Origin of the sequence: Pseudoalteromonas sp. NZS100, assembly GCF_015864815.1 — a bacterium.
In the GTDB taxonomy this organism is placed as follows: Bacteria; Pseudomonadota; Gammaproteobacteria; order Enterobacterales; family Alteromonadaceae; genus Pseudoalteromonas; species Pseudoalteromonas distincta.
In genome coordinates, this window is sequence record NZ_JADYWM010000001.1 from 164106 (window position 1) to 183896 (window position 19791).

Annotated in this window: 21 protein-coding genes; 15 read left to right on the forward strand and 6 right to left on the reverse strand. The window is 39.0% G+C overall.

The annotated features are described in order from the left end of the window. Positions 1 to 8: 8 nt before the first annotated feature. Together mlaE and I6E69_RS00805 are read right to left on the reverse strand one after the other, a co-directional pair. Positions 9 to 788 (reverse strand): lipid asymmetry maintenance ABC transporter permease subunit MlaE, encoded by a 780-nt coding sequence (gene mlaE / locus I6E69_RS00800; protein ID WP_002957949.1) that lies wholly within the window; start codon positions 786 to 788, stop codon positions 9 to 11. Continuing rightward, positions 788 to 1603 carry an ATP-binding cassette domain-containing protein gene (locus tag I6E69_RS00805; protein ID WP_080945050.1) on the reverse strand — a complete coding sequence of 272 codons (816 nt, stop codon included), beginning with the start codon at positions 1601 to 1603 and terminating at the stop codon, positions 788 to 790. The genes mlaE and I6E69_RS00805 overlap by 1 nt, the downstream gene beginning before the upstream one ends. Before the next feature lie 255 nt (positions 1604 to 1858). Between I6E69_RS00805 and I6E69_RS00810 the strand changes: the two genes are divergently transcribed. From I6E69_RS00810 to I6E69_RS00870, 13 genes are all read left to right on the forward strand, one after another. After that, positions 1859 to 2827 carry a calcium/sodium antiporter gene (locus I6E69_RS00810; RefSeq protein WP_002957947.1) on the forward strand — a complete coding sequence of 323 codons (969 nt, stop codon included), beginning with the start codon at positions 1859 to 1861 and terminating at the stop codon, positions 2825 to 2827. Positions 2828 to 2830: 3 nt separating this feature from the next. After that, entirely contained in the window at positions 2831 to 3802 is a 972-nt protein-coding gene (locus tag I6E69_RS00815) for a KpsF/GutQ family sugar-phosphate isomerase (protein WP_024590193.1), read from the forward strand. Beyond that, positions 3803 to 4354, forward strand: coding sequence for a 3-deoxy-manno-octulosonate-8-phosphatase KdsC (kdsC, locus tag I6E69_RS00820; RefSeq protein WP_197120363.1), 552 nt, complete (start codon positions 3803 to 3805; stop codon positions 4352 to 4354). Then, positions 4351 to 4905, forward strand: coding sequence for an LPS export ABC transporter periplasmic protein LptC (lptC, locus tag I6E69_RS00825; RefSeq protein ID WP_024606357.1), 555 nt, complete (start codon positions 4351 to 4353; stop codon positions 4903 to 4905). The genes kdsC and lptC overlap by 4 nt, the downstream gene beginning before the upstream one ends. Then, on the forward strand, positions 4895 to 5440 hold the full coding sequence (gene lptA, locus I6E69_RS00830) for a lipopolysaccharide transport periplasmic protein LptA (RefSeq protein WP_002957943.1): 546 nt from the start codon (positions 4895 to 4897) through the stop codon (positions 5438 to 5440). Before lptC ends, lptA begins: the two co-directional genes overlap by 11 nt. After that, complete coding sequence (gene lptB / locus I6E69_RS00835) at positions 5437 to 6162, forward strand: LPS export ABC transporter ATP-binding protein (protein WP_002957942.1); 726 nt, start codon at positions 5437 to 5439, stop codon at positions 6160 to 6162. Before lptA ends, lptB begins: the two co-directional genes overlap by 4 nt. A 69-nt stretch (positions 6163 to 6231) precedes the next feature. Continuing rightward, complete coding sequence (locus I6E69_RS00840) at positions 6232 to 7731, forward strand: RNA polymerase factor sigma-54 (RefSeq protein ID WP_002957941.1); 1500 nt, start codon at positions 6232 to 6234, stop codon at positions 7729 to 7731. A gap of 26 nt (positions 7732 to 7757) precedes the next feature. Beyond that, positions 7758 to 8045, forward strand: a complete 288-nt coding sequence (gene hpf, locus I6E69_RS00845) for a ribosome hibernation promoting factor (RefSeq protein WP_007580301.1) — start codon at positions 7758 to 7760, stop codon at positions 8043 to 8045. A gap of 4 nt (positions 8046 to 8049) precedes the next feature. Further along, positions 8050 to 8502 (forward strand): PTS IIA-like nitrogen regulatory protein PtsN, encoded by a 453-nt coding sequence (gene ptsN, locus I6E69_RS00850; RefSeq protein WP_024595797.1) that lies wholly within the window; start codon positions 8050 to 8052, stop codon positions 8500 to 8502. Positions 8503 to 8520: 18 nt separating this feature from the next. Further along, on the forward strand, positions 8521 to 9366 hold the full coding sequence (gene rapZ / locus I6E69_RS00855; RefSeq protein ID WP_002957938.1) for an RNase adapter RapZ: 846 nt from the start codon (positions 8521 to 8523) through the stop codon (positions 9364 to 9366). Between the two features lie 42 nt (positions 9367 to 9408). Next, complete coding sequence (locus tag I6E69_RS00860) at positions 9409 to 9681, forward strand: HPr family phosphocarrier protein (RefSeq protein ID WP_002957937.1); 273 nt, start codon at positions 9409 to 9411, stop codon at positions 9679 to 9681. Between the two features lie 131 nt (positions 9682 to 9812). Continuing rightward, complete coding sequence (mgtE, locus tag I6E69_RS00865; protein ID WP_002957935.1) at positions 9813 to 11171, forward strand: magnesium transporter; 1359 nt, start codon at positions 9813 to 9815, stop codon at positions 11169 to 11171. Positions 11172 to 11373: 202 nt separating this feature from the next. Continuing rightward, complete coding sequence (locus I6E69_RS00870; protein WP_231619670.1) at positions 11374 to 11781, forward strand: protein disulfide oxidoreductase; 408 nt, start codon at positions 11374 to 11376, stop codon at positions 11779 to 11781. A gap of 168 nt (positions 11782 to 11949) precedes the next feature. Here the strand turns inward: I6E69_RS00870 and I6E69_RS00875 are convergent, their stop codons facing one another. Both I6E69_RS00875 and I6E69_RS00880 read right to left on the reverse strand, forming a co-directional pair. Further along, positions 11950 to 14127, reverse strand: coding sequence for a YgiQ family radical SAM protein (locus I6E69_RS00875; RefSeq protein ID WP_182694728.1), 2178 nt, complete (start codon positions 14125 to 14127; stop codon positions 11950 to 11952). Positions 14128 to 14258: 131 nt separating this feature from the next. Then, entirely contained in the window at positions 14259 to 16448 is a 2190-nt protein-coding gene (locus I6E69_RS00880) for an EAL domain-containing protein (RefSeq protein ID WP_197120365.1), read from the reverse strand. A 111-nt stretch (positions 16449 to 16559) separates the two neighbouring features. Here I6E69_RS00880 and I6E69_RS00885 point away from each other — a divergent pair, with 111 nt between their 5' ends. Beyond that, the gene (locus I6E69_RS00885) at positions 16560 to 17141 is read left to right on the forward strand and encodes an SRPBCC family protein (RefSeq protein ID WP_197120366.1); all 582 of its coding nucleotides are present in this window, start codon (positions 16560 to 16562) and stop codon (positions 17139 to 17141) included. Next, positions 17110 to 17997 carry a TIGR03899 family protein gene (locus I6E69_RS00890; RefSeq protein WP_039485422.1) on the forward strand — a complete coding sequence of 296 codons (888 nt, stop codon included), beginning with the start codon at positions 17110 to 17112 and terminating at the stop codon, positions 17995 to 17997. Before I6E69_RS00885 ends, I6E69_RS00890 begins: the two co-directional genes overlap by 32 nt. 33 nt (positions 17998 to 18030) lie before the next feature. Here I6E69_RS00890 and I6E69_RS00895 read toward each other — a convergent pair whose 3' ends face one another. Both I6E69_RS00895 and I6E69_RS00900 read right to left on the reverse strand, forming a co-directional pair. Continuing rightward, positions 18031 to 18801 (reverse strand): TIGR04219 family outer membrane beta-barrel protein, encoded by a 771-nt coding sequence (locus I6E69_RS00895; protein ID WP_002957929.1) that lies wholly within the window; start codon positions 18799 to 18801, stop codon positions 18031 to 18033. A gap of 3 nt (positions 18802 to 18804) precedes the next feature. Continuing rightward, positions 18805 to 19791, reverse strand: a complete 987-nt coding sequence (locus I6E69_RS00900) for a DUF2333 family protein (protein ID WP_024603343.1) — start codon at positions 19789 to 19791, stop codon at positions 18805 to 18807.

Sequence of the window (19791 nt, forward strand, 5' to 3'; positions counted from 1 at the left end):
ATACCCTATTAGCTGGTAAACATTACCGCTGTCAAAATAAAGTCAAAACCTAAAACTGCTAATGACGAATGAACAACCGTTTCGGTGGTTGCTTTGCTGATCCCTTCTGAGGTCGGCACACAGTCATATCCTTTATAAAGCGCAATCCAGGTCACCACTATGGCAAATACAAAACTTTTAATAATACCGTTTAGTATGTCTTGCTGAAACGACACTTGCGATTGCATGATTGACCAAAAACTACCTGTATCAACCCCCAGCCAATCTACACCTACTAAATGAGCGCCTATAATTGCTACAGCTGAAAATATCAATGCAAGCAATGGCATGCTTATAAAACCCGCCCAAAAACGCGGTGCAATAATACGTTTTAGCGGATCGATTGCCATCATCTCAAGTGATGAAAGTTGCTCTGTTGCTTTCATTAAGCCAATTTCAGCTGTCAAAGCGCTACCTGCGCGTCCTGCAAATAGTAATGCAGTAACAACCGGGCCCAGCTCTCGTAATAAACTCAGTGCCACTAACGGCCCTAAACTATCCTCAGCGCCATAACCAACCAATACGGTGTAACCTTGTAGAGCCAACACCATGCCGATAAACAAACCCGACACCATAATAATCAGTAACGATTGCGAACCCACCATATAAAGCTGGCGAACAAGTAACGGTGTGCCTTTTTTAAAATTAGGAACATGCGCAAGCGCACTAAACAGCATATAAGCCGAACGGCCAAGAGCCGCAAAACGTCCTAGCGTTTTATGCCCTAGCTTTTGAAATAAATCCAACATTATGCTTTTTCTCCAAGTAGTTCGTCTGCATAAGCCTGAGCCGGAAAATGAAATGGTACAGGACCATCCGACAAGCCTTTTAAAAACTGTTGAACTAAAGGAGATTCATGATTACGCATTTCATCTGGAGTACCAGAACCAATTACCCCTTGATCGGCGATAATTATAACGTGTTCGGCAATACTCATTACCTCTGTTACATCGTGCGTCACGATTAAAGACGATAAACCTAATACTTCGTTAAGCGATTTAATTAGCTTAACCAATACGCCCATCGAAATAGGATCTTGCCCTGCAAATGGTTCATCGTACATGATTAGCTCTGGATCAAGTGCTATAGCGCGTGCAAGCGCAGCACGCCTTGCCATACCGCCGGATAACTCAGAGGGCATTAAATCTTTAGCGCCACGTAGTCCAACCGCTTGCAATTTCATTAACACAACTAATCGAATCAGGTCTTCACTTAGCTTTGTGTGCTCTCTTATAGGAAATGCGATATTGTCAAATACCGACATATCAGTAAACAACGCACCACTTTGAAAAAGCATACTCATTTTAGTACGTGCTTCGTATAACTCTTTACGAGACATTTTAGGAATGCTGCCACCTTCAAATAAAATATCACCTGAATCTGGTTTAAGCTGACCACCAATTAAACGCAACATAGTGGTTTTGCCAATTCCGCTTGGCCCCATAATCGCAGTAATTTTACCTTTAGGAACGCTAAAACTCATATTTTTATATATGGTTCTATTGCCTCTCGAAAAGCTAACATCCTTGACTTCTACTATTGATTGCGACAAGTCGCTCTCCATAAAAATGTTCACTAGTGCCCCTATTTTAAAGCTTTTTTGTCAAAGATGGAAAAAACAATTCGTAAGATTTTGTAATACACCCATGAAAAGGATTATAAGACTCGCTTAAAACAGCTTAACCCCGGCTTAAATTTTTAAATTAGCTGTTTAAAAGCAACATTGTTACCTAGTTGACCTTACTCTTTTATTTATACTTTCATCTTGGCTTTTGTTACTATTCGCGCCATCCGTATTTTGTATAACTGGCTTAACACAATGGTTACCTCGTTTGTTATTTTAATTCTTGGTTTTGCAGCTCTTGTTTGGAGTGCCGATAGGTTTGTTTATGGGGCTGCGGCTCTTGCTAAAAACTTTGGTGTACCTACACTTATTGTTGGTTTGACCGTTGTAGCCATGGGCTCTTCAGCCCCTGAAATGATGGTTTCAGCCTCTGCCGCTCTAGCTAACAAAACCGACACAGCGGTTGGCAATGCTGTTGGCTCTAACATTACAAACATTTTACTTGTGTTAGGTATCACTGCTCTATTTCGCCCTCTTTCAGTTTCATCTAGTACGTTAAAACGTGAAATGCCATTAGTGATGCTCGTATCTTTAGCTACTTGGTATGTGTTCTCAGATAACTACTTTTCATTTAGTGAAGGTGTTGCGCTTTTAGTTGGCTTTATCGTATTCATCGGTGGGTTAATCATTGTATCTATGCGTGCAAAAAACCAAGATGACCCATTTGTCTCAGAAGCCTGCGACGATGTACCAAACGATGTACCTACTAAAAAAGCGGTATTTTGGTTAATTGTCGGCATGATACTCCTGCCGGTTAGTTCTCATTTTTTAATCGGCTCAGCTGTTGATATTGCTAAATACTTCGGCTTAAGCGACTTAGTCATTGGTTTAACAATTATTGCCATTGGTACTAGCTTGCCTGAACTTGCCGCCTCGGTTGCAGGTGTACTTAAAAATGAAGATGATTTAGCACTAGGTAATATTGTTGGCTCAAACATATTTAATATTTTAGCTGTATTACCTCTAGCAGGTATTATTAATCCTTCAGCAATTGATCCATCGTTAGTAAGCCGAGATATATTAATTATGATTGGTGCAACACTTGCTCTTATTATTATGTCATTGAACTTTAGAGGCACCCAGCGTATCAATAGAGTAGAAGGCGGCTTATTGCTAATAGCGTTTTTGGGTTACCAAGGGTATATTTTTAGTCAAGTAGGGTAAATGATGGCAACGCTAAACTTTATTGAACAAGGCCTTCGCGTTTTAGATGTTGAGCGCCAAGCACTTAGTGATATTGCACAATATGTAGATGAAAATTTTCATAACGCGTGCCAATTAATGTACGACTGTGAAGGCCGTATTATTGTTATTGGCATGGGAAAATCAGGCCATATTGGCAATAAAATAGCGGCAACCCTTGCAAGCACTGGCAGCCCTGCGTTTTTTGTTCACCCTGGTGAAGCAAGTCATGGTGATTTAGGTATGATCACTAAAAATGACGTGGTTATGCTTATTTCTAATTCAGGGGAGACCAGCGAAGTTTTAAATATCATTCCGGTTTTAAAACGACTTGGTGCCAAAATGATATCGATGACTGGCAATACGCAATCAACCATGGCGACCCTGGCTAATGTACATGTGTGTATTAAAGTAGAAAAAGAAGCCTGTTCATTGGGTCTAGCTCCTACATCAAGTACCACTGCAACGCTTGCGATGGGCGATGCCATGGCAGTTGCATTATTAGAAGCTCGCGGCTTTACAGCTGATGACTTCGCGCTATCTCACCCAGGTGGTAGTTTAGGCAAGCGCTTATTACTTACTTTGAAAGATGTTATGCACAGCGGCGCAAATACACCTATTATTGATGTTTCACAAACAGTTAAAGATGCCCTAATAGAAATGTCAGCTAAAGGGTTAGGTATGACAGCCATTGTTGATGAAAATCAGCAACTCGTAGGTTTATTTACCGATGGTGATTTACGTCGCATTTTAGAACAAAGAATTGATATTCATACAACACAAATAGATGTTGTTATGACTAAGTCATGCACTACAGCTACGCAAGATATTTTAGCCGCTGAAGCGCTCAATATTATGGAACGTAAACGTATAAATGGCCTAATCGTCGTCAATGAGAAAAACCAACCTATTGGCGCATTAAATATGCAAGACCTATTAAAAGCAGGAGTGTTATAAATGCAATTTGAAGAACTCTATCAACCGCTGAGCGATGATGCAAAAGCACGCGCTAAAAAAGTAAAACTACTTATATGCGATATTGATGGTGTATTTTCTGATGGCCGTATTTACCTTGGCAATCAAGGTGAAGAGCTAAAAGCATTTAATACAAAAGATGGTTTTGGCATTAAAGCACTTATAAACAGTGGCTTTGAAGTAGCTGTTATTACTGGTCGTCATTCACAGATAGTACAACAACGTATGAGCAGCTTAACCGTACAGCATATTTATCAAGGCCAAGAAAATAAGCTCATTGCCTATCAAGAATTAAAAGATAAACTCAACCTTAGCGATGAACAAATTGCTTATATTGGTGATGACGGTCCTGACATGCCTGTTATGGAGTCAGTAGGCTTTGCCGTTGCAGTAAATGATGCCCACCCACTTATTAAGCGTTTGTCACACTATGTAACGCAAATGCCTGGTGGTTTTGGTGCTGTGAGAGAACTCACCGATTTGCTCATGCTTGAAAATGGTAAAGCATTGACTACACAAGGCACTAGTTCATGAATGCAGCGCGCATAATATTAAGCGTTTTATTCATTAGCTGTATGGTTTGGCTTTGGTACCCTTATTTTACACAAACAAATATTGTGCCTCAGGCTGAGCCTGAAGTTATTGCTAAGCCTGATTACATAGCTATTGAGCTCAAACAGACAGCCTATGATGAGCAAGGTAAAATTAGCCACAAAGTCACTGCGGCTAAAATGGAGCTATACCAGCAATTAGGTTTCACGTTTTTCGAAAAACCCATTTTTACTTTATATAACGAACAACAAACGTGGCAAATAAATGCAGACGAAGCAACATTATACGAAGATAAACAATTAATTTTAGAAGGTAATGTGGTTGCCAAAAATTTAACCGATAACGCCATGATAGACAAAATCAATGCTGATAATATTCAGGTAGATATAAAGCTATTAACAATGCGTTCGGAGCAACCCGTCATTATCACTGGACCGAATTTAAAAATCACCGGTAAAGGCCTAGAAGCTGACTTAAAAACCGAAGTGATAAAACTAATTAACCATACGCGAACCATATATTATGACCAATAAAATATTAAAATCACTTATAATTCCTACACTTATACTAGCGTTTAATAGTAGTGCTGCAGAACAAAACACGCAACCTGCTGCCAATCAAATTTCAATAAGTGCCGACAAGCAAGAAGGTCAATTAAAAGCTAATGTGGGTATTTTTGAGAAAAACGTTGAGATTATTCACGGTAATCGCCGCATTACAGCCGATCGCCTCGAAGTGCACAAACGCGATGAACTTGGTGATAATAAACAATTATTAATTGCTACAGGTAGCCCTGCGCACTTTGAAGAAAAGCAATCAGATGGCACGACTATGAGCGCCAGTGCTGACGAAGTGCGTTATGATGTATCTAAGCGTTTTTTAACGCTTGTTGGTAATGCACAAGTATCGCAAGCGGGACAAAAAATAAATGCTAAAAGCATTACCTACGATATAGAGCAGCAGCTAATCAGTGCCGAAAAAGATGAAAACTCAACTGACCGCGTTCACACAATTTTAGTACCGATCGAAACTAAAAAAAGTAAAAAAGGCGATAAAGGTCAACCATGAGCACATTAAAAGCAGAACTATTGGCAAAAAGCTATAAAGGTCGTGAAGTTGTAAAAAACGTCGGCCTTGAAGTACAAGCTGGCAGTATAGTTGGCTTACTTGGCCCTAACGGTGCTGGTAAAACAACGACTTTTTATATGATTGTAGGGCTTGTTCCTAGCGACAAAGGTAAAATATCTATTGATGATAACGATATTACTCTTTTACCTATGCATAGTCGTGCTAGATTAGGCATAGGCTACTTACCACAAGAGTCATCGATTTTTAGAAAGCTGACTGTTTATCAAAACTTAATGGCCATTTTAGAAACGCGCAAAGAACTAAATAAACAAGCCAGAGAAGACACGCTCAATAACTTATTAGATGAATTTAGCATACAACACATTCGTGATAGCCAAGGTATGGCATTGTCGGGTGGAGAACGTCGTCGTGTAGAAATAGCACGAGCGCTGGCAGCAGATCCTAAATTTATACTACTGGATGAACCGTTTGCCGGTGTTGACCCTATTTCGGTATTAGATATAAAGAAAATAATAGAACATCTTAAAAATCGTGGGATTGGTGTATTAATTACCGACCATAACGTAAGAGAGACCCTTGATGTTTGTGAAAAAGCCTACATTGTTTCTCATGGGGAGCTGATTGCATCAGGTACTCCAGAACACGTATTAAATGATAAAACAGTACGCGATGTTTACTTAGGCGAGCAATTTAGGCTGTAACATTTACGCCATGTCTTTAAGCATCTGCTAGTATTAATTATAACAACATAAAAGGATTGTTAGAGATACATGAGGCAATCACTACAGCTGCGCATGGGCCAGCAACTTACAATGACTCCACAGTTGCAACAAGCTATTCGTTTGTTGCAACTCAGTACATTGGATCTCCAGCAAGAAATACAAGAAGCTCTCGACAGTAATCCACTATTAGAGGTTGAAGAGGCAGACTATTCTGAAGACGCTGCTGGTAAAAACGAGCAAAAAGCTGATACCGATGACATAACTGTTAGCGCATCTGCTGACGATGCTCCGAGCGAATACGAACAAGATACTGGTGAAGCACTTGCAAAAGACACGCTAAGTGACGACATGGCTATGGATGTTAGTTGGGATGAGTACATGAGTGCCGCTCCTGCAGCCTCATCAGGTCCAATGCCTGAAGACGAATCAATATACCAAGGCGCCTCTACTGAAACGCTCCATGAGTATTTAATGTGGCAATTACAACTAACACCATTTAGCCCTACCGATGAAGCCATCGCTATTGCGATTGTAGAGGCCGTCGATGATTCAGGTATTTTAACTCTCAGTTGCGAAGAAATTTTAGAAAGCTTTAATCAAGAAAACGAAGATGATAACGAAGTTGAACTTGATGAAATTGAAGCGGTATTAAAACGCATCCAACTGTTTGATCCTGTTGGTATTGCTGCACGTAGTTTACAAGAGTGTTTGTGTATTCAGCTTAATCAATTTGATAAAGAAACACCTTACATTAATGAAACGAAAATGATTTTAACCGAGCATATTGATCTATTAGCAGCTCGCGACTATCGTACATTAATGAAAAAAACTAAGCTCAAAGAAGAAGAGCTTAAAGAAGTAATGACACTAATACATACTCTCAACCCAAAACCTGCAGATACTATTGTAAGGGAAGAATCTGAGTATGTTATTCCTGATGTGTCAGTTAAAAAAATTAAAGGCCGCTGGGTTGTTGAATTAAACCCAGATAGCATGCCTAAAATTCGTGTTAATAGCCAATACGCGGCAATGTCTCGCACTGTAAAATCAAGTGGTGACAGCCAGTTTATTCGCTCACATTTACAAGAAGCTAAATGGTTTATTAAAAGCTTAGAAAGTAGAAACGACACGCTATTAAAAGTTACTAATTGTATTGTTAAGCAACAACAAGGCTTTTTTGAACATGGCCCTGAAGCCATGAAACCAATGGTTTTAAATGATGTCGCTGAAATGGTAGAAATGCACGAATCGACAATTTCACGCGTAACTACTCAAAAGTACATGCATACACCCCGTGGTATATTTGAGCTTAAATACTTTTTCTCAAGCCATGTAAGTACTGAAAACGGTGGTGAATGTTCATCTACAGCAATACGTGCGCTTATCCGAAAATTAATCGCAGCAGAAAACTCAGCAAAACCATTGAGTGATAGCAAAATAGCGGATATATTGGCTGAGCAAGGAATTAAAGTAGCAAGACGTACAATCGCAAAATACCGCGAATCTCTTGCTATTCCACCGTCAAATCAGCGTAAAAGTCTGATTTAAGACGCTAAACTAAGAGGGTAATGCTTATGCAACTAAACTTAACTGGTCGTCACGTAGAATTAACCGATTCACTAAGAGACTATATTAATACTAAATTTGCGAAGCTTGAAAGACACTCTGATCATATAAATAATGTTCATGTCATTCTCGATGTAGAAAAATTAAATCAAAAAGCAGAAGCCACAATACACGTAAGCGGTGCTGAGCTATTTGCCTCTACAGAACATCAAGATATGTATGCCGCTATTGACTCGTTGATCGACAAGCTCGATCGCCAAGTAATCAAACACAAAGAGAAGCTTGCTCGACACTAATATGATGAAATTAAGTTCACTTATATGCCAGGACTGCAGCAAAGCTGCGGTCCTTTTTAATAGCAAAAAAAGAATTTTAGAGTTCATTAGCGAACTTGCTCACGACAAACTTCCGTATTTACCGCAACAAGATATTCTTAATGCTTTAATGAGCAGAGAGAAATTAGGTAGTACAGGTATAGGACGTGGCATTGCTATTCCTCATGGAAGAATGAGCGGTGCAGAAGAGCCTTTGGCTTTAGTGCTCGTTAGCGAAACTCCAATAAACTTTGATGCAATCGATAATCGCCCTGTTGATATTTTTGTCGCACTCATCGTACCAGATGGCGATAACCAGCAGCACTTAAAGACTCTAGCAACCATTGCTGATAAACTAAACAACAAAGATTTTTGTAAACAGTTACGCAGTGCAAAATCTGATACTGAGCTTTACCAAGTTATTGTCGATCAATCATAGTTTTATAAAGGGTGTTAAATGGAGTTAATTATCATAAGCGGCCGTTCTGGTTCTGGAAAGTCGGTTGCTTTGCGCGTTGTAGAAGATTTAGGTTATTATTGCGTTGATAATATTCCAGTAAACCTACTACCTTCATTAGTTCGCAGTGTGTCTGATAGCTACGATAAAATTGCTGTTAGCATTGATGTGCGCAACATCCCTAAAGAACAAGATGAATTTAACGATATTCTTGAATACTTGCCTGGCTTTGCAAACCCTACGTTGTTTTATTTAGATAGCGACGATCAGACATTGATCAAACGCTTTTCAGAAACACGCAGATTACACCCACTATCAATAGACTCGTTGCCGCTTGATTTAGCCATCAAAAAAGAAAAAGAATTACTTGATGTATTAACCACTCGCGCCGACTTTATGATAGATACGACTGATTTAAGTGTTCATCAACTCGCTGAATCTATTCGTGAAAAGATTTTAGGTAAAAAAGATAAGCAACTGATTGTCACATTTGAATCATTTGGTTTTAAACACGGTATACCAAAAGAAGCAGACTACGTATTTGATGCACGCTTTTTACCAAATCCACACTGGGAACCAGAGTTGAAGCCTTTAAATGGGTTAGATCAACCGGTTAAAGACTATTTAGCTAATCACAGCATAGTGCAAAAATTCACATGGCAAATTCAAACATTTGTACAAACGTGGTTACCGCATTTAGAAAGAAATAACCGCAGTTATTTAACCATTGCTATTGGGTGTACAGGCGGGCAACATCGCTCTGTATATTTAGCGCAAACTATCGGTGAAAGTTTCGCAATGACACATCCCAATGTAAAAATTCGCCATCGCGAGCAAGAAAAATAATATAGCTGAATAATCACCTGTTCAGCTTAGGTAGAGTAAGTTATGCATTGTGAAGATACCTTTTTAATAAAAAACAAATTAGGCTTACACGCCAGAGCAGCCACCGTGCTTGCGCAATTAGCAGTACAATTTGATGCTACAATCACATTATTCCAAGATGACAAAGAAGCAGCAGGCGATAGCGTACTTGCACTAATGTTACTTGAAAGTAGCCAAGGAAAAGAAGTTAAAGTTGTTTGTAAAGGCCCTGATTCTGAGCAAGCTTTACACGCTGTTGGAGAATTAATAGCACAACGCTTTAATGAACAAGAATAACCTGTTTTATAAAAACAATATTCGCATTACTAATGCTTCAATTAAGACAGATATATAAAATAAATAGGTTAGTAACGCCAGTTAACTCACCTCCCCCCATAAAGTAATATAACAATTTATAAAGGACGCCAATGCCTGAAGCTTTTGAACAAGATTACCCACTACAGCAACTAAAACAGGTGACGAAGTCACTCAATAGTGGTCAATTTGTTCAAGTTAGGCGCATGCTCGCAAAAACGGCTCCTTGTGATACCGCATTATTATTAGAATCATCACCGCATAAAATTCGCCGACTGCTTTGGCAATTGGTCGATCCTGATGTGCAGGGTGATGTTCTTGAAGAATTATCTGAAGATGTTCGTTTAGGCATTATTGCCCAAATGGAACCTAAGCACATTGCCGCCGCAACTGAAGATATGGGCCACGATGACTTAGGTGAAGTATTACGTAGCCTGCCAGATACCGTCTATAAAGACGTTGTTAGCGCGATGGACATTCAAGACCGTGAACGTGCCACGCAAGCACTGTCATATCAAGAGCGTTCAGCTGGTGCGCTAATGAACACCGATACGGTGACCATTCGTCCTGATGTAACACTCGATGTTGTACTTCGTTATATTAGACTGCGTGGTGAACTACCAGAGGGTACAGATGATTTATACGTTGTTGATAAACATAACTGCTTTATAGGCGCTTTATCGCTAAGTACATTATTAACTAATCCACCAGAAAAAATTGTCCGCGATTTAATGGATGAAGATTGTGAGTCTATCCCAATCTCTATGGATGAAAGTGAAGTAGCGCAATTATTTGAGCGTCATAATTGGATATCGGCCCCTGTGGTGGACGATAACGACCAACTCCTCGGTCGTGTTACTATCGATGACATCGTTGATGTAATACGAGAAGATGCCGAGCATAGCTTATTAAGCCTAGCCGGTCTTGATGATGAAGAGGATACATTCGCGCCTGTACTAAAAAGCTCTAAAAAACGCTCAGTTTGGCTAGGAGTTAATTTACTAACCGCACTTGCAGCTGCTTTTGTAGCTAGCTTTTTTGAAGGCACTTTAGATGTGCTCCCTATTTTGGCTGTGCTTAACGGTATTGTCCCTTCTATGGGTGGTGTTGCTGGTAGCCAATCATTAACGCTTGTTATCCGTGGTATTGCAGTAGGTCATATAAACCAAACAAACCAACGTTTCTTGATGATGAAAGAACTGGCCATTGGCGCGCTAAACGGTATTTTGTGGTCACTATTAATTGCGGGTGTTATTGCGCTATGGCAATGGGACTTTATGCTTGGTGGCGTACTCGCTTTCGCTATGTTTATGAACTTAGTGGTGGCAGGTGTTGCTGGTGCAAGTATTCCAATAATTCTTAAAAGAATGAATATAGACCCTGCTCTTGCAGGGAGTGTGGTGCTAACCACGGTGACTGATATTGTTGGTATATTCGCCTTTTTAGGTACTGCTACATGGTTGCTGATATAAATTAAACGCTTTAAATGTAAAAAACTACAGCAAAAATACTTAGGGTAAATCAGTAGCTATGGCAACGCATACCAAACATAAAAATGACATACCTAAAAAAACGCTAAAACAAAAAAGCGTATCCATATTAAAAAGTCTATTGGTATATGGCTCTATATTTTTTGTCATTTATACCGCCGTCAATTGGTGGCGGCAACCTGTCATGCCAGCAAATCCTCAATTACAATTAATCGACTATAAAGGGCAAAACATTAATTTAGCAGCAATGAGCCAAGATAAACCCACGCTTGTGTATTTTTGGGGAACTTGGTGTCCTATTTGTACTATTACCTTCCCTGCCATAAACGAACTCGCAAACGAGAATAAATACCCTGTTGTGAGCATCGCGATAAAATCAGGCTATGATCAAGAGCTGCATGATTATTTAAATGAGCAAGGCTACAGCTTCAGTACTGTTAACGATCAACACGGGGAGATATTTTCCGATTGGCAGGGACAAGTCACGCCATCTTATATAATCTTAAAAGATAATAAAATGACGCAAGGACTCACCGGCATTCAGCCGTTATGGTCACTTAAATTGCGTTTGTGGTTATCATCAATGCTTTAAAAAAAAGCTAAACTTAGCACAGGATATCTAAAGAGAGGGGCTCTAAAATCTCACTCTTTATCACCTACAATAATATAGATAATAAAGAGCAAAGCTTACTTAATTTACGTATAAAAAAGCTAAAAAACGCGTACCGCAATTAGCCTTATCTATTAGCAAATAAAATTACTAACGTGTGCTTTGACGATTACCGCCCACTTTTGGCTTAGTGTTTGCCTTTTTAAATTGGCTAAAACCAGTATGTCGCGTTAGTGCCGGACGCCCACCTTTTTTACCACCTTTACCTGATTTTTCATCGCGCCCTTCTTCTGGCACTAAACAGTTAGGCCCTTTACCAATTAAATTAGCTTTACCCATTTTACGTAGAGCTTCACGTATCATTGGCCAACCAGCTGCATCGTGGTAGCGTAAAATAGCTTTATGTAATCTACGTTGGCGTGCGCCTTTAGGTACTGGAACAACTTCTGAGTTGTTTTTTATATTACGTAAAGAGTTCATCTCTGTATGGTAAATAGTTGTCGCATTAGCCATAGGTGATGGGTAAAAATTTTGTACTTGATCAAGCTTAAAGTCGTTTGATTTAAGCCATAAAGCCATGTTTACCATATCTTCATCTTTTGTACCTGGGTGAGCAGATATAAAGTAAGGTATTAAATACTGCTTTTTACCGGCTTCTTTAGAGTACTTATCAAATAGTTCTTTAAATTGATCGTACGCTCCCATACCTGGTTTCATCATTTTTGATAATGGACCATCCTCTGTATGCTCTGGCGCTATTTTTAAGTAACCGCCTACATGATGCGTTACTAATTCTTTAACGTAACGCGGGTCGCGTACAGCTAAATCGTAACGTACACCTGAAGCAATCAATACCTTTTTAATACCCTTAACTTCACGTGCTTTTTTATATAAATCTATTGTTGGCGTATGATCTGTATCCATGTGTTTACAAATATCTGGATACACACATGATAAGCGTCTACAGGTACTCTCGGCCTTTTTACTAGTACAGCGCAGCTTATACATATTCGCCGTTGGGCCACCTAAATCAGAAATAACACCAGTAAAGCCGGGGACTTTATCTCTAATTTGTTCAATTTCTTCAATAATAGATTCTTGCGAACGACTTTGAATAATGCGCCCCTCATGCTCTGTAATTGAGCAAAACGAACAACCACCAAAACAGCCACGCATAATATTAACTGACGTTTTAATCATATCGTAAGCAGGGATTTTAGCATCACCATAACTTGGGTGAGGAATACGCTGATATGGCAAACCAAATACAGCATCCATTTCATGTGTTTCTAATGGATAAGCTGGCGGGTTTACCCAAATAGAGCGATCGCCATGTCGTTGGTAAAGCGCCCTTGCACAACCAGGATTTGTTTCTTGATGTAAAATTCGCGAGGCATGGGCGTATAAAGGTTTGTTAACACTTACTTGCTCATAAGCAGGTAACTTAACATAGGTTTTTTCCCACGGCTTAGGACGTGCAGGCTGAACCATGATTGGTTTTGCCGCTTCTGCTTTTAAATCAATACCTGCTTGTTTAAATTCAGATTTACTACAGCCAACATCATCCGCGCCATATGGGTTTGGGATAGGGTCGATTTTACCAATTTTATCAATAGCGGTAGAATCACTGCCACGCCAACCAGGTAGAGGCTCTTTTCGAATAACAGCCGTGCCGCGAATATCCTGAATCGTATCCATCGTTTCACCCGCCGCAATACGGTGTGCAACTTCAACTAGCGGGCGCTCTGCGTTACCGTAAATTAAAATATCGGCTTTTGCATCAAACAAAATACTACGACGTACTTTTTCCTGCCAATAGTCGTAATGAGCAATACGGCGAAGGCTGGCTTCAATACCGCCAATAACAATTGGGATACCTTTGTATGCTTCACGGCATTTTTGCGAGTAAATCATCACGGCGCGATCTGGGCGCTTACCGCCAACGTTATTAGGCGTGTAAGCATCATCGTGGCGCATGCGTTTTTCCGCTGTATAGCGGTTGATCATCGAATCCATGTTGCCGGCTGTTACACCAAAAAATAAATTCGGTCTGCCGAGTTCCATAAATGCATCTTTAGAGTCCCATGCCGGTTGGGCAATAATCCCCACTCTAAAGCCTTGCGCTTCAAGTACACGGCCAATTACCGCCATCCCAAAACTAGGATGATCAACGTACGCGTCGCCACTAATTATTATTATGTCGCAACTATCCCAGCCAAGTGCATCCATTTCTTCACGTGTAGTTGGTAAAAATGGCGCGGTGCCATAACATTCAGCCCAGTATTTAGGGTATGAAAATAAGGCGCGCTTAGCTTTGAGTGTGCTCATAATTGTGGCCGTAGAATAACAAAAGGCGCGAATTATACCCTACTAAATTCTTTATATATACAAAGTAGTCAAAGCATATCGCGCTTTAAATTCTAAATCGTTCATTAGCTTAAATAATAAGTTAATCTTTTTTAGCGTTTATTTATAAATTCTATCAATTCATGCTCAGGCATGGGTTTAGCATACATAAAACCTTGTACCTCATCACAGCCTAAGTTTTTTAAGAACTGGGCTTGTTCTTGTGTTTCAACGCCTTCAGCAATCGTTTTTAAACCCAACTTAGCACCAAGAGAAATAACTAAAGCAGCAATAGCGCCAGTGTCATCATTTGGCAGATCTTTAATAAATGCACGATCTATTTTCAACCTATCCAAGGGTAAACTTTGTATATAACTAAGCGATGAAAAGCCAGTCCCAAAGTCATCAATAGCAACCTCCATCCCTAGCTCTTGAAGCTCTCTAAGTGTATTAATAACGGTTTCGAGTTCATCCATTACTACGCTTTCAGTAACTTCTAATTCTATGTTTTTTGGCTTAACACCATATTTTAATAATGTATTTTTAACGTTTTGAGCATAACCTTTTACTTTAAACTGCGGAACAGACACATTAACCGCAATACAAATTTCGGTGCCCATATTTTCTAGCCGCTTTTGTTGTTGGCAAGCTTGCTCTAAAACCCACTGCCCTATATCAACAATCAAGCCCGCATCTTCTGCAAGTGGAACAAATACCGCTGGCGATATATATGATCCATTACCGGTAGGCCACCTAAGTAATGCCTCACACCCAATTAAAGACAAGTCTCCTAATGAAAGTTGAGGTTGATACCATACCTCTAACTTGTTTCGAGCAAAATCATGACGTAATTGTCTAATAATTCCTATGCGCCAAGCCATTTTATCTTGCATGTCTACACTGTAATAAATTCCCTCTTTGTGTTTTGTTTTTTTAGCTTGATTAAGTGCAATATAAGCAACTTTAAGTGTATCAATCCCGCTACTTTGAAAGTCTTGCTGTTGGCATAAACCCAATCTAAAATCGATAGGCAATGTATGCTCTTCTGCGCAAAATGGTACACCTAATTGCTCATTCAATTTTTTTAAGTCGAGTTCATCTTGACGAATAATAAAACCAAAAACATCAGCACCAATACGAGATAGTAATTTAGCTGTTGGGTAGTTTTCTTTTAACCTTTGCACAATGCCAATTAATACTTTATTGCCGACCTCTTGCCCTAAGCCGTTATTAATATCTGCAAAATTAACTATATCAAGTAGTACAAATACATAATCATTCACGTGCGGCTTTTGATAACGCTCTACCCGTTCAATAAAATTGGTACGATTTGAAATACCTGTAAGCACATCTTTATAAGCTGCATCTCTTAACTTTACAAACAGCCTTATATTATCGAGAGCCACAGTCACATTTGTTAAGAAGATTTCAGCAAACTGCAATTGTGCTTGCAAAGGAACATGGTCACATTCTATATATAAAGCCGCTTTTCTATGCTTACTTTTTAATACAAATGTTGCACTTGAGTCTGTATGTTGATGCTTTGATAAATCAAAACACGACTCGACTTGTTTAAATACTTTGCTATCAACATTAATTAATTTTTCACCAAAGTAGTTTTCGTAATGCCCACAACCACCTAAGACTTGAATAAAGTCATCGCCATCTAATTTGCTGCACACAAGCCCTCGAGGTGAACACTTTAAAATAATACTCATGTGCTTGATGATTTCTTTGCATAGTTGCTTAATATCAGTAAGCCCTAAAATAGACTTTGATGCAGAAACAATCGTGTTCATTGCATTACTTTGATATTCAAGCTGGCATACCTGCTCGTAAGAGCGAATAGCGGTTATGAGCGATGTTACTAATTTAGAGCGAGTGAGTTCTGTTTTAGTTTTATAATCATTTATGTCGTACTCACGTATTACTTTTTCCTCTGGTGTATTACCAGCTTGCCCTGTTCTTAAAATAATTCTTACATGTTGATTATTTAATTCGTCACGCACCCTTTTTACAACCTGCAAGCCAGCATCGTCAGTTTCCATAACAACATCTAAAAAAATAACTGAAATATTGTTATTTTTAGCTAAAATCTCTATTGCTTCAGCTCCCGAATAGGCATCATGAAATCGCAAGCCTGCCCCTAAAAACTCAACCCCAGACAAAGCCAACTTTGTTACAGAGTGGATCTCAGGTTCGTCATCAACAATTAAAATATCCCAAAACTTAGTCGGCTCAATTACTGCATCATCTCCATAGTCTTGTTCAAAAAATAAAAAATCGTTTTGATCTGACGACATTCGCTCTCCTAGGTAGCAATTTATAAATTATTTTTGGTTTATAATCTAATTCATACTATAGTCGATTAATAAAAAGTTGTTGTATTTCAACTCACAAAATTAATAAAAGGTGTGCTTATTAAACCATTAAAACTATTAATCAAAGGCGTACTGTTATTGTTATTAGTATTAGCACTGGTAGGGCTGATACTTCCCCAAAGTTATAATGTAAATAAAACAATAGAAATCAATGCAAATATTGACGCAGTAAAACCGCTTATTACTGACTTTAATCAATGGCAAAAATGGTCTCCATGGGAAAAAGTAGACCCCAGTATACGTTTTACCTTAGGCGAACCGAGCTCTGGCCTGGGTGCTCATCAGTCTTGGAAGGGAAGATGGGGATATGGTGAAATGATCATAACTTCGGTGAGTCAAAATAAGGTCAGCTTTAATATACTTTTAAATGCTGAGCATATTATTAGGGGGACTTTTAATTTTAGTGAGCAAAACGGTATCGTCACTTTAATATGTAAGGTTAACGGACAAACAACCGTCCCTTTAATATCGGGTTACACCGCAATTTTGAGCGAATATGTGCTCCGTAATACAGTTTCAATGGGGTTAAATAACCTTAAAACTGTTGCTCAGCTTAGTCATTCACAAAGGACAATGCACAGCCATGCCAGTCAAGACAGCACAAGCGAGAATTAACCTTGCTAACATTATCGAATCCTTACTTGGTTACCCTATAACAAAAATAGGCAGTAACGGAATATTGCCTACCCCCGAACAAAATTACGATATTAAAGGCCAAGTTAAGCCGCTTTATCATATCAACAGTGAAAACTCTGTTTTAGCTCGTGCCCAAAAGCGCCAAGATTTACTACTAATAAAACAACAACAAAATATAGAGTCAATTTTAGCAATGGCTATGGGGTTTTGCCCCGATGTAGCAAGTACTAAACAACCCGATGCTGACTGGGTAGAGCATTTTATCGCACTGTGCGAAGATACTTCAAATGCGTCAATGCAAACTTTATGGGCCAAAATTTTAACGGGAGAAACACTCAACCCTGGTACGTTTTCAATTAAAAGCCTGCAAACGTTAAAGCATATGACACAGCGAGAAGCTGACTCTTTGCAAAAATGTGTGTCGCTCTCAGGCTATAACGAAAAAGACGACAGCCACTTTATTTTACTCGGCTTTTACAAAAAACCGTCATTGTTTGATTTGCTACGAAAAGGCAATAAAGTGTCTCTAAATTTAGGAAAAACAGGTATTAGTTTTCCTGATATTTTAACACTTATGGATCTTAATTTACTGTATAGAAAAGAAATTGAATCTGCAGTGCTTAAAGCGGGACAAGAACTTACCCTTTCATTTTTATCGCAAAAAGTAACGTTAAAAGCAAAAAGCAGTGACTTGGTATTAAGCTATTATAAATTCACGCAAACAGGTGATGAGTTATCTAAACTCATTAATTTTCCTGTAAATAAAATTTATAAGCAGTTAATTAATAATGCGCTGGAGGGAGAGTTTGATTTAGCGTGGCACGCAATAAAATAATATGCCACGCTTTGTTTAATTAGAAAATACTAATTAAAAGTGAACCTGAATACCCGCAAATGGGCCAGATGCATCAATATCAGTAGTAATATCATCTACATCATCAAGTTCTAATACCATAGAGCGGTAACCTGCTTTAACAGCAACATCTACTGCTAGGTTATCAATAAGTTCCCACGCTACGCCTACTTGGTAATCTTGTACTTTGCTATCGTCAATAGCCAAAAAGCTACCTTCAAAAAATACACTTAAACCAGTAAATGGTAAGCCTGCTTCGGCACGACCGTATGCAAGAGGAACAAAACCAGAGAAGTCTTTTGTTTCGGTAAAGTTAGTACCACCATTTTGAGTAGTACCATTTACAACAATATCACCATCAAACTGCTTAGCATTTAAACCTAAGTCAATTGAGATTAAATCGTTATCAAAAATCTCATAATAAAAAATGTAATCGATGTGTGTTAAATCACTTACAGTATTTACTGTAGAGCCTACAACATAATCAGAGCCATTAAAGCTAAATGTATCTGTAAGTAGCGCAGAACCATTTAACTCAAGCTCGGTATACTTTAATTTAATATTTGGAACTAATGGTACAGGGTGCTCAAGTGCCGCGTAGTAACTTACAAAAGTCTCATCTTCAAAATTAAAATCTTGAGATGCATTATTTTTATAAGAAAATTGACCATCGTTATCTGACTTCCACCCATCAACACCTACGTATAAACCTAGTAGAGTGTCAGCTTGCGCTGCTGGTGCTAAACATGCCATTGAAAGGGCTGCTGCTAAACAATACTTTTTCATTTTTTATCCTTGAGCTAGTAGTTCGCTGAGTTCGATTAAAGCCGCATTGGCTCTAGAAATATAATTTGCCATAACTAAAGAATGGTTTGCCACATAGCCAAAACCATTGCCGTTTAAAATAAGTGGGCTCCATACTGTTTCTTGAGTCGCCTCAAGTTCACGTATGATTTGTTGTAAGCTTACACGTGCATTTTTCTTTTCAAGCACGTCATTAAAGTCATACTCTATCGCTTGTAAAAAATGCAGTAATGCCCAAGTTGCACCGCGCGACTCGTAAAACACATCGTCAATTTCTAACCACGGTGTTCTTACTTGCTGCTGCAGTGGCGCAAGAGTTGCTTGTTTATTAGATGAATTACCCGCTAAATCGGTGTTCACTTTTTCTTGGCCTACACTGGCACTTAAACGTTGGCTTAAGCTACCTAAACGTTTCTCAGCTTCTTTGAGCCAACTACGTAAGTTATCTGCTCGTGCGTAAAATTGGCTATCGCGCTCATGCTCATTAGCAATTTGTCCACGATATACCATTAAGTAGTCAATACCTTTTTGGTACTCACCTTCGGCACTTGGCCATGCCCATGCCTCAGAGCTTATATTAAACTGCGGCTGCGCCTTTTTAAGGGCTTCATGTTCCGTTGATTGTGATTGAGAACGGCTAAAATCTTTTCGCATAGAAAGCGATAAATCACGTACCATTTCTAGTGCGCCATATTCCCACGCTGGCATATCATCCATAATAATACTTGGTGGTATTACATCATTTGATAAGTAGCCACCCGGTTTATCTAGTAAGGTATTGGCTACCGTAATTAATGTAGAAGTAGTTACATAACCCGTTACTATTTTTTCATTACGAAGCTGCGCTTGCTCTTTCGCGTTGGCAACAACGTCAAAACGTGAAGGTTCTGTGCTCCAATAAACAGCAATTGCGTAAAAAATGATAAGCAGTAAAACAATTATTCCTGCTATTTTTCCTTTATGTTGCGACAT

Excerpts from the sequence above, each read along its gene's own strand:
- kdsC (WP_197120363.1), top strand. The coding sequence starts at position 3,803 with ATGCAATTTGAAGAACTCTATCAACCGCTGAGCGATGATGCAAAAGCA.
- I6E69_RS00840 (WP_002957941.1), top strand. The coding sequence starts at position 6,232 with ATGAGGCAATCACTACAGCTGCGCATGGGCCAGCAACTTACAATGACT.
- hpf (WP_007580301.1), top strand. The coding sequence starts at position 7,758 with ATGCAACTAAACTTAACTGGTCGTCACGTAGAATTAACCGATTCACTA.
- I6E69_RS00875 (WP_182694728.1), bottom strand. The coding sequence starts at position 14,127 with ATGAGCACACTCAAAGCTAAGCGCGCCTTATTTTCATACCCTAAATAC.
- lptB (WP_002957942.1), top strand. The coding sequence starts at position 5,437 with ATGAGCACATTAAAAGCAGAACTATTGGCAAAAAGCTATAAAGGTCGT.
- I6E69_RS00870 (WP_231619670.1), top strand. The coding sequence starts at position 11,374 with ATGCCAGCAAATCCTCAATTACAATTAATCGACTATAAAGGGCAAAAC.
- rapZ (WP_002957938.1), top strand. The coding sequence starts at position 8,521 with ATGGAGTTAATTATCATAAGCGGCCGTTCTGGTTCTGGAAAGTCGGTT.
- I6E69_RS00815 (WP_024590193.1), top strand. The coding sequence starts at position 2,831 with ATGGCAACGCTAAACTTTATTGAACAAGGCCTTCGCGTTTTAGATGTT.
- I6E69_RS00895 (WP_002957929.1), bottom strand. The coding sequence starts at position 18,801 with ATGAAAAAGTATTGTTTAGCAGCAGCCCTTTCAATGGCATGTTTAGCA.
- lptA (WP_002957943.1), top strand. The coding sequence starts at position 4,895 with ATGACCAATAAAATATTAAAATCACTTATAATTCCTACACTTATACTA.
- I6E69_RS00810 (WP_002957947.1), top strand. The coding sequence starts at position 1,859 with ATGGTTACCTCGTTTGTTATTTTAATTCTTGGTTTTGCAGCTCTTGTT.
- I6E69_RS00805 (WP_080945050.1), bottom strand. The coding sequence starts at position 1,603 with ATGGAGAGCGACTTGTCGCAATCAATAGTAGAAGTCAAGGATGTTAGC.
- I6E69_RS00860 (WP_002957937.1), top strand. The coding sequence starts at position 9,409 with ATGCATTGTGAAGATACCTTTTTAATAAAAAACAAATTAGGCTTACAC.
- I6E69_RS00890 (WP_039485422.1), top strand. The coding sequence starts at position 17,110 with ATGCCAGTCAAGACAGCACAAGCGAGAATTAACCTTGCTAACATTATC.
- I6E69_RS00900 (WP_024603343.1), bottom strand. The coding sequence starts at position 19,791 with ATGTCGCAACATAAAGGAAAAATAGCAGGAATAATTGTTTTACTGCTT.
- I6E69_RS00880 (WP_197120365.1), bottom strand. The coding sequence starts at position 16,448 with ATGTCGTCAGATCAAAACGATTTTTTATTTTTTGAACAAGACTATGGA.
- lptC (WP_024606357.1), top strand. The coding sequence starts at position 4,351 with ATGAATGCAGCGCGCATAATATTAAGCGTTTTATTCATTAGCTGTATG.
- ptsN (WP_024595797.1), top strand. The coding sequence starts at position 8,050 with ATGAAATTAAGTTCACTTATATGCCAGGACTGCAGCAAAGCTGCGGTC.
- mlaE (WP_002957949.1), bottom strand. The coding sequence starts at position 788 with ATGTTGGATTTATTTCAAAAGCTAGGGCATAAAACGCTAGGACGTTTT.
- mgtE (WP_002957935.1), top strand. The coding sequence starts at position 9,813 with ATGCCTGAAGCTTTTGAACAAGATTACCCACTACAGCAACTAAAACAG.